This window comes from Paenibacillus sp. AGC31 (assembly GCF_057334655.1).
This window is the reverse complement of the sequence record NZ_JBHFJH010000005.1, coordinates 87,169-101,133: the sequence shown is the minus strand read 5'-3', so window position 1 is coordinate 101,133 and position 13,965 is coordinate 87,169. Positions and strand designations below refer to the sequence as shown.

At 46.2% G+C, this 13,965-nt stretch carries 14 protein-coding genes and 1 pseudogene; 8 read left to right on the top strand and 7 right to left on the bottom strand.

Going from position 1 to position 13,965, the window contains the following annotated elements:
* Positions 1-193: 193 nt before the first annotated feature.
* Positions 194-670: a transcription elongation factor GreA gene (greA, locus tag ACE04G_RS04225; protein ID WP_221820044.1), complete on the bottom strand. Its 477-nt coding sequence runs from the start codon at positions 668-670 to the stop codon at positions 194-196.
* A 289-nt stretch (positions 671-959) separates the two neighbouring features.
* Between greA and ACE04G_RS04220 the strand changes: the two genes are divergently transcribed.
* Together ACE04G_RS04220 and ACE04G_RS04215 are read left to right on the top strand one after the other, a co-directional pair.
* Positions 960-1,832, top strand: coding sequence for an arylamine N-acetyltransferase family protein (locus tag ACE04G_RS04220; RefSeq protein WP_221820045.1), 873 nt, complete (start codon positions 960-962; stop codon positions 1,830-1,832).
* Between the two features lie 80 nt (positions 1,833-1,912).
* Positions 1,913-2,599 (top strand): 4'-phosphopantetheinyl transferase family protein, encoded by a 687-nt coding sequence (locus ACE04G_RS04215; protein ID WP_221820046.1) that lies wholly within the window; start codon positions 1,913-1,915, stop codon positions 2,597-2,599.
* Positions 2,600-2,774: 175 nt separating this feature from the next.
* Here ACE04G_RS04215 and ACE04G_RS04210 read toward each other — a convergent pair whose 3' ends face one another.
* Complete coding sequence (locus ACE04G_RS04210; RefSeq protein ID WP_221820284.1) at positions 2,775-3,521, bottom strand: Bax inhibitor-1/YccA family protein; 747 nt, start codon at positions 3,519-3,521, stop codon at positions 2,775-2,777.
* A gap of 208 nt (positions 3,522-3,729) precedes the next feature.
* A complete protein-coding gene (locus ACE04G_RS04205) occupies positions 3,730-4,086 on the bottom strand; it encodes a nucleotide excision repair endonuclease (protein WP_076213814.1) in 357 nt (118 codons plus the stop codon).
* Positions 4,087-4,759: 673 nt separating this feature from the next.
* Here ACE04G_RS04205 and pdxR point away from each other — a divergent pair.
* From pdxR to ACE04G_RS04190, 3 genes are read left to right on the top strand one after another with little or no spacing between them, the layout of a single operon-like run.
* Positions 4,760-6,211 (top strand): MocR-like pyridoxine biosynthesis transcription factor PdxR, encoded by a 1,452-nt coding sequence (gene pdxR / locus ACE04G_RS04200; RefSeq protein ID WP_221820047.1) that lies wholly within the window; start codon positions 4,760-4,762, stop codon positions 6,209-6,211.
* Positions 6,212-6,223: 12 nt separating this feature from the next.
* The gene (locus ACE04G_RS04195; protein WP_221820048.1) at positions 6,224-7,144 is read left to right on the top strand and encodes a D-alanine--D-alanine ligase; all 921 of its coding nucleotides are present in this window, start codon (positions 6,224-6,226) and stop codon (positions 7,142-7,144) included.
* Positions 7,141-7,599, top strand: a complete 459-nt coding sequence (locus tag ACE04G_RS04190; RefSeq protein WP_260632665.1) for a GNAT family N-acetyltransferase — start codon at positions 7,141-7,143, stop codon at positions 7,597-7,599. The genes ACE04G_RS04195 and ACE04G_RS04190 overlap by 4 nt, the downstream gene beginning before the upstream one ends.
* A gap of 122 nt (positions 7,600-7,721) precedes the next feature.
* Here ACE04G_RS04190 and ACE04G_RS04185 read toward each other — a convergent pair whose 3' ends face one another.
* The 3 genes from ACE04G_RS04185 to ACE04G_RS04175 form a co-directional block, all read right to left on the bottom strand.
* Entirely contained in the window at positions 7,722-9,230 is a 1,509-nt protein-coding gene (locus tag ACE04G_RS04185) for a copper amine oxidase N-terminal domain-containing protein (RefSeq protein WP_339306202.1), read from the bottom strand.
* A 208-nt stretch (positions 9,231-9,438) separates the two neighbouring features.
* Positions 9,439-9,567 (bottom strand): hypothetical protein, encoded by a 129-nt coding sequence (locus ACE04G_RS04180; RefSeq protein ID WP_017691584.1) that lies wholly within the window; start codon positions 9,565-9,567, stop codon positions 9,439-9,441.
* Positions 9,568-9,703: 136 nt separating this feature from the next.
* Complete coding sequence (locus ACE04G_RS04175) at positions 9,704-10,171, bottom strand: YfbM family protein (RefSeq protein ID WP_339306204.1); 468 nt, start codon at positions 10,169-10,171, stop codon at positions 9,704-9,706.
* Between the two features lie 96 nt (positions 10,172-10,267).
* On the opposite strand from ACE04G_RS04175, the pseudogene ACE04G_RS04170 reads away from it, so the two are divergent.
* Both ACE04G_RS04170 and ACE04G_RS04165 read left to right on the top strand, forming a co-directional pair.
* Positions 10,268-10,730, top strand: a pseudogene (locus ACE04G_RS04170) (DUF4385 domain-containing protein).
* Between the two features lie 102 nt (positions 10,731-10,832).
* Positions 10,833-12,140: a VWA domain-containing protein gene (locus ACE04G_RS04165; RefSeq protein ID WP_449003649.1), complete on the top strand. Its 1,308-nt coding sequence runs from the start codon at positions 10,833-10,835 to the stop codon at positions 12,138-12,140.
* Positions 12,141-12,162: 22 nt separating this feature from the next.
* Here the strand turns inward: ACE04G_RS04165 and ACE04G_RS04160 are convergent, their stop codons facing one another.
* Positions 12,163-12,978 (bottom strand): SDR family NAD(P)-dependent oxidoreductase, encoded by an 816-nt coding sequence (locus ACE04G_RS04160; protein ID WP_449003648.1) that lies wholly within the window; start codon positions 12,976-12,978, stop codon positions 12,163-12,165.
* A 249-nt stretch (positions 12,979-13,227) separates the two neighbouring features.
* Between ACE04G_RS04160 and ACE04G_RS04155 the strand changes: the two genes are divergently transcribed.
* Positions 13,228-13,887 (top strand): TetR/AcrR family transcriptional regulator, encoded by a 660-nt coding sequence (locus tag ACE04G_RS04155; RefSeq protein ID WP_339180612.1) that lies wholly within the window; start codon positions 13,228-13,230, stop codon positions 13,885-13,887.
* Positions 13,888-13,965: the final 78 nt, after the last annotated feature.

The following is a 13,965-nucleotide window of genomic DNA, read 5'->3' as shown; positions in this document are numbered from 1 at the left end:
ATTTTTTTACATATAAAACACACGGAAATCTTCAGCTCATAAGTTCCTTAAACACAGTATGTGATAAAGTCCGTAAGTCCAACCGTATGAAATTTCAACAAATCCGTATTCCCAACCGTTCAAAGCCCAATAGAATCAAAAAGAGATGTCCCTTCAGCCAATTGGATGACTGCGGAACACCTCTCTTTTTGAATTACACTTTAATTTGAAGTAACTCGTACTTGATAACGCCCATCGGAGCATTGACATGAATGACGCTGCCCACTTCTTTGCCCATCAATTCCTTGCCCAGTGGGCTCTCGTACGAAATTTTATTATCCGCAACATCGGCCTCGGCAGGACCAACCACTTTATATTCAATCTTCTCGGCGAACTCAATGTCATTAAGTAACACCGTTGATCCAATGCTCACTTTGTTGGAGTCTATATTGTCTGAAGAGATGACTCTTGCTTTTGTCAACATCTTCTCCAGAATCAAAATCCGTGTCTCCATAAAGGCCTGATCATCTTTGGCTGAATGATACTCACTATTTTCCTTCAGGTCACCGTAACTGATCGCGAGTTTAAGACGAGCTGCCAGTTCCTTACGCTTCACCGTCTTCAAATCCTTCAGTTCGTCCTCCAGCTTTTCCAAGCCTTCCTGTGTCAAAATCACTTCATCATTAGCCATTTTTCCATCTCCTAATCCTGCTATCTATCTATATTCTAACCTATATCCACTCCAAAGGGTTAGCATACCCCGGAAAAAGAAATAGCCCATCCATATATTTTATTTCAATGACATCAGAACCATGTCCATCTCTTGAGATGAATTTCAAGGCTTTGTTCAATAATTGTACCGTTACAATCTGCTCAACTGATTATGTTGTTTTCACCCGTTGACTTTTACAATGAACTCAGGGCAGCAGACGTTTTATAATCATCGCCTGCAGCCCACTATATGACGTGAGGTGATCTGGATGATTGAACTATTGAATACAGCTGAAATACAAGCCTATCTGAAACGGATTGGCATGGATGATATAAAGGAACCTACACTGGAGTTCTTATTTGAACTCCAGCGAGCACATGTACAATATTTATCCTGGCAAACGGTCGATATTTTTGCAGGTCGTCCTACGGGAATCAGTCTTCAAGAATCGATTCAACTTATATTACAGGGACGCAGCGGCTACTGCTTTCATCTAAATGGTGCATTTAGTGTTCTTCTCCGCTCGCTGGGTTATACGGTTAATTGGCATCGCGGGGGAGTACAGCCTCATGAGCAACAACCCCGTGTGAACTCATTCCATCTCGGTCTGTCTGTGCTTCTGCCGGATGCTGACCCGACAGTTGAGCGCTGGATTGTAGATGTAGGTCTGGGCGGAATGCCCTTTGAACCTCTACCACTTCGTTATGGAACCTATGGTTCAGCTCCGTTTACGTATCAGTTAATGCCATCATCTGTTGCTGCTGAGGGATGGCGGCTTGAGTACGAGCCGAATGGTCCGAGTGAAGGAGTTGACTATGCTCCCGAGGTAGTCCACGATCTGGGGGAGTTCATTCCCAAACATGAATTCTACAGTCAGGCGGCAGAATCACCTTGGCATAACGTATTTTTACTTCGTCAGCGGGATGAGAACCGCAGTCATGAACTACGTGGATGTATGCTCCGAACACATGATATGAAAGGAATTCAGAAAACGGAGATCCGGAATTATACCGAGTGGCGTAACGTATTAACTGAAATATTCCATGAACCCTTGGTGAATTACAGCGAACTGGAATGCCAGGATATGTGGGAGCGAGTGCAGGCTGCACATATGGAATGGAAACAAGCGCAAGAAGCATGATGATTAGGAGGAAGAGTTGAGGGTCCATTCCATATAAAGGAAAGTTATTGATCCACGCCGAATACGTATTCAGGTGATAAATGATGATAACTATTCGTGTGCTCCAAGTTCCAGAAGTATTGCCCGAGGCGTGCTGGAACCACTTTTTGTCGCAAGTTTCTGCCGAGCGACGTGCTCAGGCTTCGCGTTTTGTGCGTCAGGCTGACGCGTATCGCTCCGTGCTGGGAGAGATATTGACTCGTGTGACTTTGAGCAAGTTAACTGGACTGAGACCTGCTGATCTTTCTTTTACCCGTAATTCCTACGGCAAACCTTCGCTCAGTCACCATTCGGATGTACCATTCAACGTCTCCCATTCTGGTGATTGGATTGCTCTGATCTCCGGCGGTACAGATGAACTGGGCGTGGATGTGGAAAAAATAGCTCCAATTGACATGCAGATTGCAGAGCGTTTCTTCTCTCCTAAGGAGAGCCAGTTCTTGGCTGCCAAGCCTGACGATCGTCGGCTGGAAACCTTCTACCGTCTATGGACGCTGAAGGAAAGTTATATCAAGGCAGTGGGTATGGGGTTGTCCATACCACTGGACTCCTTCGCCATCCTACCTGATGAGCGGGAAGATTGGCATTGCAAACAGGCCGGGACATATCTCTTTCTCAGTCAGCGACTCGATAACCAGCATATGCTCGCAGCCTGTTCAGCCGGGGAAGAGCTGCCGAGCAAGCCGGAAATCGTAACCTTGGAGGATCTATATACGGATTTGGTTTAGTGTGTGGCTGGTTGGGCCTTCAACGAGTTGGAATCAGTTGAGTTATGTAAGAGGCCGCCATTAATAATATCCTGTTAAGGTTAATCAAAAAAGCTAACGACGTGAGTATCACGCGTTAGCTTTTTAGCTTTAAATCCACACTCAGTTTAACTTCTATCTGACGTATTGAATAGGACTAGTCCCGGCTCCGCAATTTGCCAAGCAATCGGATGATCTCAATGTACAGCCATACCAGTGTAACCATCAATCCAAATGCACCGTACCACTCCATGTACTTGGGTGCACCACGTTCAGCACCACCTTCAATGAAGTCGAAATCAAGGACCAGATTGAGGGCAGCCACAATGACGATAACGACCGAAATACCGATGCCGATCAAGCTGTTATCATGCAGATAAGGGATTGTAATTCCGAAGAAACCCAGTACAAAGCTCAGCAGATACATGATCATGATACCGCCAGTTGCAGCCACGACCCCAAGCTTGAAGTTCTCCGTAGCTTTGATCAATCTGGTTTTGTATGCCACCAGCAGAGCGATGAATACAGCCATGGTCAACAGAGCCGCCTGCAAGGTAATTCCGTTATACAGGGACTCATAGGTTGCGGAGAGTGCTCCAAGGAACAGGCCTTCTGCCACGGCATAGACAGGTACGAGATAAGGTGCCGCTACAGGTTTGAACGAAATCACAAGCGCCAGGATAAAACCAACGATTAATCCGCCATAAGCAAGCGGCATCACTTGTTGTCCGTTAAAGAACATCATCCAGGTTGCAAATGCACTGCCCAGCAGGATCACCAGCGTAATAAACGCTTTGTTCACCGTGCCGTTGATCGTCATGTAATTCTGATACCGATCTTCTCCATATCCTCTGTTTTCAAACGTGCTGTCTTTAAGTGTAGGGTTACCGCTACGACCGATCAACACAATCACCTCTTCATATGTATTTGGTATATCTGTGATACTAGGCTTGGGCTTACTACGTTTCAAATTCTACAAGCTACTCCCTCGAAAAGATCGGAATGGCACCAGAAGGAATCGGATGCAATCCTTCGATTACATCCTTACCCCCTGGCGCAACACTTAGGACATATGTCCCAGACATTGCATGTTCATGTGCTTTTTAAGCGTCTTATTTGTACAACACTTTATCTACATTGTATTTCGCACGCATCGTGTTGATGATATACGTCTCGTAAATTTCACGATCTACCGGATCTTCAACCAGGCATACTTCAATCTTCGTTACTTCCTCGCGGTGATTCTTGATTGGTGATACGGTGTCTTCAAAATGCTTTTTGATGCGGGGTCTTAATTTTCGTGCTTTACCGACAAATAACAACTCTCCAGCGGCATTGTAAAACATGAAAATCCCGCCTAGTTCCCGGGTAATCAGGTGAAAATCAGTAAATCCATAAATGTGACTAAGCTGTGGATCAACCTGCTTTGTGATGGTTACATCCGGTGTTGGCACAGTAATATTAATCAATAGGCTCACTTCCTCATTATCTATAGGTTTAGATCTTATCACATATTATAAAGGGACACCATTTCATTCTATATGAAGTACAATTCACGCAATTTTCGCTATTACGACAAATATTTCAAAAAAAAGGTTAACTTCCCTGATTCAAAGTGGTACTATAGGGGTATGAGGAAGAAATTGGGCACTGAGACATACGTCTTTATATCTACCTCCGTCTATTGTACCCTATGATTGAATATCTTTTTCATGCTGAATTCTGTTATGTGATCACGACAAGAGTACAGTTAGCAAGAACCCTAGTTTATAGATTGTAGATTCATCATCTAATCGACCCCTTGCAGCAAGCAAACCTAGGAAGACCTAGATTCATGATTCACTGTAGATTTTTAGTATCACCTAGAAAGCCTGCAATTATAGTCGTACTGAAGTTAATAGACACACGTAGAAGGTCAGATAGCTATCGATCCTAGAGAGACTAGTCATGCAATACAACTGTAGAAATTATAGCAGCAGTACTATAGAAAATGGATCAAGTTTCACCACCAGGCCCGGCATACTGCCAGGGCTTTTTTGCGTTTGTGCGAACAACCAACCACACGCTCAGGGAAACAGAGGTATCGTGGTTCTTTCTGCTGGGTTTATAATATGGCAAGATACCAGTAGAGGGAGTGATGGGATGTATTCCGATCTGCAACTGACGGAGGACCGCCCTGTATATATACAAGTCAAAGATTATATGAAGCGATTGATGCTCAAAGGCGGCCTGCAAGCCAAACAAAAACTGCCCTCGACCCGTGAACTCAGTACACTCATGAAGGTTAGCCGCAGCACAGTCCTGCTCGCTTATGCCGAGCTTGAAGATGAAGGCTTGATCTACGCAGTCAAAGGCAAGGGCAATTACGTCAGTGCCTCCATCGAAACACCTGAGGCAGCAGCGAGCTGGGAACTGGACTGGAAGACAGAGGTAAGTGAATATGCAATTCAGGCAGAGCAGTACGATCTGATGAAGCATGGCTCCGGAGCAGAGCGCGGCGAGATATCGTTTACCAGCATAGCACCGGATGAAAAGCTGTTTGATCTGCACAACGTGAAACGGGCTTTTCTGGATCGCATGTCACTTGAAGGCGAAGTACTGCTGAATTACGGATATGCGCAGGGATACAGACCGCTGATGAACTATTTACTACGATATATGGAGAACAAAGGTGTTGACCTCCGTGGCAAGGACATTCTGATCACCAACGGATTCACGGAAGGTTTCGATCTGGTGCTTGGAGCGTTGCGCAAAAAAAGCGGAAAAGCGCTCTGCGAGAATCCAACGCACCACACGGCGATCAAAAATCTGAAGCTGCACCAGTTTCACCTGACCGGTGTGAACATGGAGCCAGATGGCTTGGACTTGAAGCAACTGGAACATGAACTTGAGGCAAGTCCATATGATCTGGCGTATCTCGTGCCATCCTATCACAATCCAACCGGGATTGTGACGTCCCCTGCAAAACGGGTAGAGATCATCCGGTTGATGAACAAGTATCAAGTACCCATCATTGAGGATGGATTCAACGAAGAGTTGCGCTATTCCGGTTCCCACGTATCTCCCCTGATCGCCAGCATGGGCAAAGGCAATGGACTGGTGTATCTGGGCAGCTTCTCCAAAGTCCTGTTCCCAGGCCTGCGGGTAGGTTGGATTATTGCGGATGCGGCGCTGATTGATTATCTGGAGAGTATGAAACGGGCACGCAGCATCCATACCTCCACGCTGGACCAATCGTTATTGTATCAATATCTGAGCAACGGTAATTTCGAGAAATATTTGAAGAGAGCTCGGACGGAGTATAAGCGAAAATATGAATTGGTTGTGCGTTGCCTGAAGCAGCATCTGCCAATGTGCCGGATCTCCGGTGCGGGTGGTCTGCATCTGTTCGTGCAGTTCCCGTCCGAATACAGAACCCGTGAACTGCTGGCGGCCTGTAAAGTGAAAGGTGTGACGTTCACACCAGGGGATACCTTTTATCTGGAACCCGGTCAGGGTGTAAACACGATGCGCCTGGGTTTCTCCAGAGTCAGCGATGAAAATATACGTAAAGGCATTCGCATCATTGGCGAGACAGCAGCTCAAATGAGATAAGGAGGATTTCACATGAAAGTTGGAGTGATTATGGGCGGTACATCTTCAGAGCGGGATATTTCCCTGCTGACCGGACAGGAGATGATTGCAAACCTGAATAGAGACAAATACGAGGTTGTACCCATTGAGCTGAATACCAAGCGCGATCTAATCGACAAGTCAGCGGGGATCGATGTGGCACTGCTTGCCCTGCATGGCAAATACGGCGAAGACGGTACGGTCCAAGGCACATTGGAATCTCTGGGTATTCCCTACACAGGTTGTGGTGTGCTGGCGAGCAGTGTATGCATGGATAAAGACATGTCCAAACAACTTATGCAGCATGCAGGTGTGCTTACCGGAGAGTGGCTACGAGTGAGTCATATCGAGGAACTGTCCTCAACTGCTGTTCAACAATTAACGTACCCCGTGGTGGTCAAACCCAATTCAGGCGGTTCCAGCATCGGTACCCAAGTAGTGAAAGAGGCTGCCGCCCTGCCCGCTGCTGTGGAGGCTGCCCTCGCCTGGGATGATACAGTCATGATTGAACAGTATATCGAAGGTGAGGAGATTACCTGTGCCATTCTGGATGGTAAGATGCTGCCGGTGATCTCCATTCGTTCGAACGCCGAGTTTTTCGATTATTCTTCCAAATACGATGACCACGGAGCAGATGAGCAGGTTGTGCAATTGCCTGCGGATCTTCACCATCGTGTGGAAGCCGCGGCACTTGCCTGTTATCAGGTGCTGAAATGCAGCGTCTACGCGCGCGTGGATATGATGATTCGCGAAGGTTTGCCTTATGTGCTTGAAGTAAACACGCTGCCGGGTCTTACCCGTAACAGTCTGCTGCCCAAAAGTGCAGCCGCTGCAGGCATTTCTTTTGCAGAGTTGCTGGATACCATTATTGAACTTTCATTGAAGGAAAGACCCAAGGAGGATATAACATTATGAGCCTGGATGTGACGATTAGACATAGCTCCACTACAGATCTGCAAGATATGGTCATTCTGATGGACCAACTTGGTTATCCCACCACGTACGCCGAGATGGAGGAGCGCTATACCCACATTGCTGCAGATGCTAACTTCACCACACTGGTTGCTGAAGCACGCGGACGTGTAGTTGGACTGATCGGATTACAGACGTCTTATCTGTATGAAAAGAACGGAAGACACTGCCGTATCATGGCATTGGTTGTTCACGACCAGTTCAGGGGCTCAGGCATCGGCCGTCAGCTCATTCTGGAAGCCGAACAATGGGCCGCCACGCATGACGTGGACTCCCTGTCTCTGAACAGTGGTAATCGCCCTGAACGTGAAGCTGCACATGAATTCTATCGTCAGATGGGCTTTACAGCCGGGAGTACCGGATTCAGCAAAAAGCCGCAGATTCTACAGCACACCTAAACTGCGGATGATATGTTATCTCGATTACATGAAAAAGAACGCCCCCGGCAAAATGGCCAGAAAAGGGCGTTCTTTGATATATCTATGTCGGGTCTTTGTACTTTACTTGTTACTTCAAGCAATTAAGGACGGTCAATGTAAATCCAGCCTGTTTCTTGTTCCTTATCTACAGTAGCTCCAAGGGATTCAGCCACAAAGCGCAGCGGCACATACGTCTTGCCGTCCTTGCCTACATAGGCGGATTCCACCATGGTTACTTCTTTACCAGCAACGGTTGCCTTCTTGGAACCTACGGTCAGGACAATCTCATCACCAGTGATGTCATCAATGACAACGATTTGGTTTGAGCCTTTGGTCCATTTCACTTCCGCATCCAATTCCTCAGACACGTAGCGAAGCGGAACAAATGTTGTATTCTTAACGGTGATCGCTCCAGCGTATTCATCATCCGGGAAGAGCACTACACTTTTACTCGTGATTCCAGCTTCATCTTTCAGCAATTGGTATGCCAGTGAATTGGAATCAAAATTGCGCAGCATCTGTCCAGGCGTAATATCATCCTTCATCAGATCCATAACGCCGCCCGATACATCCACTTCATCAACTGCAACTGTGCCACCGATATTCCACTGTTCACTGTCTCCACTTACGGTTACAGAGTTCACCGGCAGATCCTCAGAAGCAGGCAGCGCTACTTTCAGTTCAAAGTTTTGCTTGCGAACATCAAGCTTGCTGTCGAGATAAAAATCCAATTTCAGTTTGGTATCTGTGCCAAAGACCGTTTTAAATTCAGGGGTCTCATTCAACAGGTTGTTCAGCTCCTGATCGTAATTGACCAGCATACTGTCCAGTCCTACTTTGATGATGGCATATAGTGACGCAACAGCTTCATCTTTCGATTCAGGAACGATCGAATTCAGCGTTTCATCTCCCCCGCCTTCAACCTCATTCACAGCTTCAAGTACAGGGTAGAACACATCATACAGATCGCCAATCAGGTCTTTCAGTCCTTGCTCATCTTTAGAAATACTCGTCAGGAACGGTTTAACCATGGCAAGCATCTCTTCACCACTAACTTCCAGATGCAGCTTGGAGAGGCTAAGCGCTTCGCCATTCACGGATTCCTGTACCGGTGTTACGGAGATGTTCTTCGGATTGGACAGATGTTTCAGAACAAAAGAGAACAGTTTCGGGGAAAGTTCCTCGAGTTGTTTCTCCAGAGCCTTCGTATCCACCATTGGAAGCGCTTGTGCATCCTGGAACGTATCCAGAGATATGTACAGCGGTTTCTGGGCTCCGTCCAGATCAATCACCAATTGGGACTCATTCATGGACAGGTGGAAAGGTAACTTCGCTCCCTCCATGCTCAGTGTACCTTTGATCGATGCTGTCTTCGCATCTTTCATTTTGGCTTGATCAATATCCAGGGATATGGAGTTAATAAGTTCGATCATTTCAAGGTCTTTCTCTGTAGCAAATTCCTTAGCCGGTTCTATGTTTATATTCATGGATTGTCTGGATTCACCGGACTTGATACTCGCGCCATTGGCCATTGCTTTGCCAACGTCTACTCCACCCACAGCCTGACATCCTGTAAGAACAACCATTAATAATACAAGTGGCACTGCCATCCATTGGACTAACTTCCGATTCTTAATATGAACTCCTCCTTAGAAAAATATGGTTCATTTCCATTATGAAGGTATAGGTAATTCTTGTAAACGGATACGCAAAAAAATAAACCAAAAGGCCGGAACATGTCCGACCTCTGGTCTATCTATATTTCAGCATATCGTAAGATTCGATAAAACATCCTGCTTCATTATGCAATACTGGGAGTTATTCTTGCTCCTGATCTTCTGCGAGCTTCTCATCCGTTTCTTCATCTTCCGCAGTTGCGGGAGTCTCGAATTGATCCGGCTCGTCCTCTTGAATCGCTTTGTTCTCTTCGTTCTGATCCTGTGTCATATCGCATTCCCTCTCTTCTACCGGATTGTCATGTCATCAAGGCCTGAGCCTTGTGTCTATCAATAACCCGAATAGGCGTAGTTCAAACCTGCCTCAATATCGGCATGACATTTTCCATCATAATTTCAATGCTCACTTAGAAAACATAAAAGATGATCACATTCCCACTTGCAGCCGTGGCCTGAAACAAGGCCTGGACATCATCCACAGTCTGAACGATCTCCTGAAATGTCTCTTCCGCGTCCCAATCTTCCATGACAGGATAGACGCCTTCAGCGATCATTTGGTCCAGACTATACCGCTCCTTTAATTCTTCCGGTGTGAGCTGCTCCAATGCCATGTAGGCTTCCAGCACCTGTTCGTTACTAAGCAAAAACAGATCCATGTCCGAATAGTTTCCCACGTATTGCTCACCTGCGAGAGGCACCACATATCCCAGGGGCGGCTCCCCTTCTACCAAGTTACCGTTCAGCGTGAATTGAAGCATCTGCCACGTTTTATCAATATCCAGATCAACTGCACAATCATGCACACTGATCTCACCTGACTTAATGGATTCAACTATCTCCTTTGTTACCACAAGATATCTGCCGGACATTCCCATACCGCTACCCCTCCTGTGTAATTCCTTCTATTGTTCCCCATTAACCGTGCTTGTTGGTTCAGAATCGGGGTAATCCCTATCAAGGAGGGTGTAAACATGAAAAAATTTGATTACAGTCTCAATTATGATGAGTTGGATCTGCGCAAACATCCTGAGCTGTACACCGTAGGCCGGGGTGAGCAGGGTGTTCTCATGGTTGAGCCATACAAGGGCGAGATTCTGCCACACTGGCGATTCAAAACACCAGAGATTGCGACAGAGTCATCGGAGAAAATCTATGAGCTATTTTTGGAGTATAAGAAAAAGGGGGATTTCGTGGGTATGGATATGGCTCGTAAATTTCTCCAGATGGGTTATACACGGGCCAGACGGTATACAAATCACAAAGGAGGACGCAAATACTCGAAGGAGGATGGCTCTATCTTCCTATCAGAATGATAAGGTGAAGGCAGAAGCCGCAGCTATATTCAAAGCACAATGGGAGATTGCGAAGACGGATCCAGACTATGTGAAGATGAAGAAGGAGCATCGGGAAAAGTACGAGTCTGAGCAGACGTAAGAACATCGGGTAAACGATTGACTTATGGAAACATTTGTCTCAGAATCGATCTTGTTACTGTACATTTTCAACCATTATATTGGAGAAGAGAGGCATCCGATTATGACAGATTCGTTCATTCACTTAAACACAGGCCAGAATATCAGTATCAACGAATGTGCTCAACTTCAGGTAACCATTCAATGTACATCATCTCCTTCTCCCTTGGATGTTAGCTGCTTTATGGTGAACGAAGAGGGAAAGGTCCCATCTGACGACTATTTTGTATTTTATAATCAGAAGGCCGATCCCCATCAAAGTGTACTTCTGCAACAGGCAGAGGAACTGAAATCCTCTTTTGTACTGGATACGAATCAATTACGGCAGGCCCCTGTGGAAAAGTGTGTGTTTACGGCTACTCTCGATGCGGGAGGCACATTCGCCGATGTTCAGGCATGTCAGGCGATTGTACAAGCGGGTTCCCAGCAGATCACCTATGAGATCACGCAGGTCACTGCGGAAACAGCTCTTATTTTTATTGAAATCTATAAGTATCGTGACGGGTTCAAAGTTCGTGCGATTGGACGAGGTTTCTTTGGTGGATTGCAGCCGCTGGCAGAGTCATTCGGTGTTGAAATTGAGAGTAACGACACTTCTGAAGCCAAACAGGTTCTTCTCACGGCACAAGCTGAAGTGGCAGCCGCCTCTCCAGAAGTCTTGGTACCTGGTGCTGCACCAAACACGAATCATGCACCGCTTAACCTGACCAAGATCGATCTCCTCAAGCGTAAAGTAACCCTCTCTCTGCAAAAGAAAAAGATCGAACCTATACAGGCACGTGTTGCTGTCGTATTTGATGCATCAGGCTCCATGTACCATCTGTATCGCAAAGGCATCGTGCAAGAAGCCTTCGAGCGTATCCTGGCAATTGCATCCGCTTTTGATGATAACGGAGAGTTGGACGTCTGGTTCTTCGCCAAAGACTTCTTGCGTGCACCTAGCGTCACCGCCAGGGATTTCGAGAATTATATTGAACGCACATATACACTGGGGAGCAAAGGCGGTACCAATAACGAACCTCCTGTGATGCAGGATGTCATTCGCAAATATACGATCGAGGAACCCGATGTGAAGATTCCAACGTATATTATCTTTTTTAGCGATGGCGGAGTTAGTCAAAAAGGGAAGATCATGCGGCTTATTACCGAAAGCTCAACCAAAAACCTGTTCTGGCAATTTGTTGGCCTGGGACAAGCCAATTACGGTATTCTGGAGAAACTCGATGACATGACTGGACGTTTCATCGATAATGCTGACTTTTTTGCTTTGGACGACATCTCCAAGATCAGCGATGAAGAATTGTACGATCGTCTCCTCACTGAATTTCCAGGCTGGATAAAGGAAGCTCGGGCCAAAGGCATTTTGGCCTAAAGCTTTTACCCTATACCACTAATCAGGCTTGTACTTTTTCTGCTTTACCATCCTTGGAACGTGGACGGAGCATACTTCCTACAATTCGCAACATCAACTTGCGTGGCACGAGGCGGGTGAACTGCGCTGTCCAGTAATTGCCGGCCCCCGGCACAGCATAAGGTTTGCCTGACTCGAGTGCACTCATGGCCACCGCCACGACATGCTCAGGGGTATCACGTTTACCCACCGAGGCTTCATCAGCACCCACTACATCAAAGAACGAAGTCTCGGTTGAGCCTGGGCATAGTGCCAAAAACTGAACGCCACGCTTCCTGTTTTCTTCGTATAATGCCTCTGTAAAAGAAAGTACAAATGCCTTCGTTGCTCCATACACAGCCATATACGGATCAGGTTGAAAGGCAGCCGTCGAAGACACATTAATGACAGCACCATTTTTCTTCTGTAACATGCCTGGCAAGAAAAGATGTGTCATGTTTGTCAAGGCGAGCACGTTCAACATAATTTCCTCCTGTTGCCGGGAACCATCCACCTGTTCAAATAATCCATGGGTAGCAAATCCCGCATTGTTGATCAGCATATCGATGTGTATTCCCCGATTCTGGCATTCCTCATATACCCTCTGAGGTGCATCGACTTGAGACAAATCCGATACGATCACCTCAGCCCTTACTCGATATGTACGTTCTATACGTTCTGCCAATTGATTCAGTTTGGATTCTGTTCTGGCCACCAGCACAATATTTTTACCCTTGGAAGCCATTTCGAGTGCAAAAACTTCCCCAATACCTGAAGATGCACCTGTAATAAGTACCCATTGATGCTGTTCCTTTATCATCTCTCATCCATCCTCTATGCATAATTTAAACACTCGTTTTCACTAGGAAACACTGTTTCTTTATAGAACCATAGTAACCAAAATCCATGACGCTGTCAAATACATTTGTTAAATTTGAATCTAGAACGTGGTGCTTACTTACTAAATTCGGATTAAATTGACGTCATCCGGCGTAAAACAGTAGAATGACCTTAAGAAAAGGAAACGTAGTTTCTGTTCAACAACAATACGGTTACGAGGATGAAATCAATGAAGGATCTTAATTCGGGTTCCACAGAATCTGCACATACGGTAACAACCTTTCAGGAAGCCAGACTCCAGCACTCGGATAATCTGCGGCAAAATATTGTGCATGCTGCTGCTGCTTTACTGCAAGAGCATGGACCAGAAGCCGTCACGGTACGCCGTGTAGCTGAACGCATGGAGTGCTCCACCAAAATCATATATAATCTTTTTGGCAAAAAAGAAGGGTTGGCCAAGCATTTATATTTAGAGGGATGTTCCCTTATGGCCCAGCGATTTGAAACTATACCCCGGCAGGAATCGTTCGAACAATATTTCCGTGATCTGGCCTACGTCTACTGGGACTTCGGCATTTCTCAATCCAGCTTCTATCAGCTGATGTTTGGAGGATCTTTTTCCGAATTCAAACCAGATGGAGAGACCTTACAGGGAACAGCGACTGCACTGAAGCAAGTGTCTGCTTTGGTGGAGATAGCGATTGAACAGGGAATGCTTCAGGTGCAAGATCCCCTGCTTGCGGTTCGGATGATCTGGGCTCCATTACACGGTGTTATTCATCTGTATTTGGGAGGCCATATTGAGAGTGAAGAAGCTGCCAAAACCCTCTATGATCATACGTTGTCCATGGTTATACACTCCCTTGTGAGTACATCTGCGAATGGATAAGCATTAGATCTGTGCTGTTTTAGATACTTTTGGAAGATAACGAAAAAGGAGCATGCCCAAGGCGTAATACGCCTAGGG

Bases quoted from the DNA above. Each gene is read 5' to 3' on its own strand.
- ACE04G_RS04165 (WP_449003649.1), top strand. From the start codon at position 10,833: ATGACAGATTCGTTCATTCACTTAAACACAGGCCAGAATATCAGTATC.
- ACE04G_RS04185 (WP_339306202.1), bottom strand. From the start codon at position 9,230: ATGGCAGTGCCACTTGTATTATTAATGGTTGTTCTTACAGGATGTCAG.
- ACE04G_RS04160 (WP_449003648.1), bottom strand. From the start codon at position 12,978: ATGATAAAGGAACAGCATCAATGGGTACTTATTACAGGTGCATCTTCA.
- ACE04G_RS04220 (WP_221820045.1), top strand. From the start codon at position 960: ATGATTGAACTATTGAATACAGCTGAAATACAAGCCTATCTGAAACGG.
- ACE04G_RS04175 (WP_339306204.1), bottom strand. From the start codon at position 10,171: ATGGGAATGTCCGGCAGATATCTTGTGGTAACAAAGGAGATAGTTGAA.
- ACE04G_RS04155 (WP_339180612.1), top strand. From the start codon at position 13,228: ATGAAGGATCTTAATTCGGGTTCCACAGAATCTGCACATACGGTAACA.
- ACE04G_RS04195 (WP_221820048.1), top strand. From the start codon at position 6,224: ATGAAAGTTGGAGTGATTATGGGCGGTACATCTTCAGAGCGGGATATT.
- ACE04G_RS04180 (WP_017691584.1), bottom strand. From the start codon at position 9,567: ATGACACAGGATCAGAACGAAGAGAACAAAGCGATTCAAGAGGACGAG.
- ACE04G_RS04215 (WP_221820046.1), top strand. From the start codon at position 1,913: ATGATGATAACTATTCGTGTGCTCCAAGTTCCAGAAGTATTGCCCGAG.
- ACE04G_RS04190 (WP_260632665.1), top strand. From the start codon at position 7,141: ATGAGCCTGGATGTGACGATTAGACATAGCTCCACTACAGATCTGCAA.
- greA (WP_221820044.1), bottom strand. From the start codon at position 670: ATGGCTAATGATGAAGTGATTTTGACACAGGAAGGCTTGGAAAAGCTG.
- pdxR (WP_221820047.1), top strand. From the start codon at position 4,760: ATGTATTCCGATCTGCAACTGACGGAGGACCGCCCTGTATATATACAA.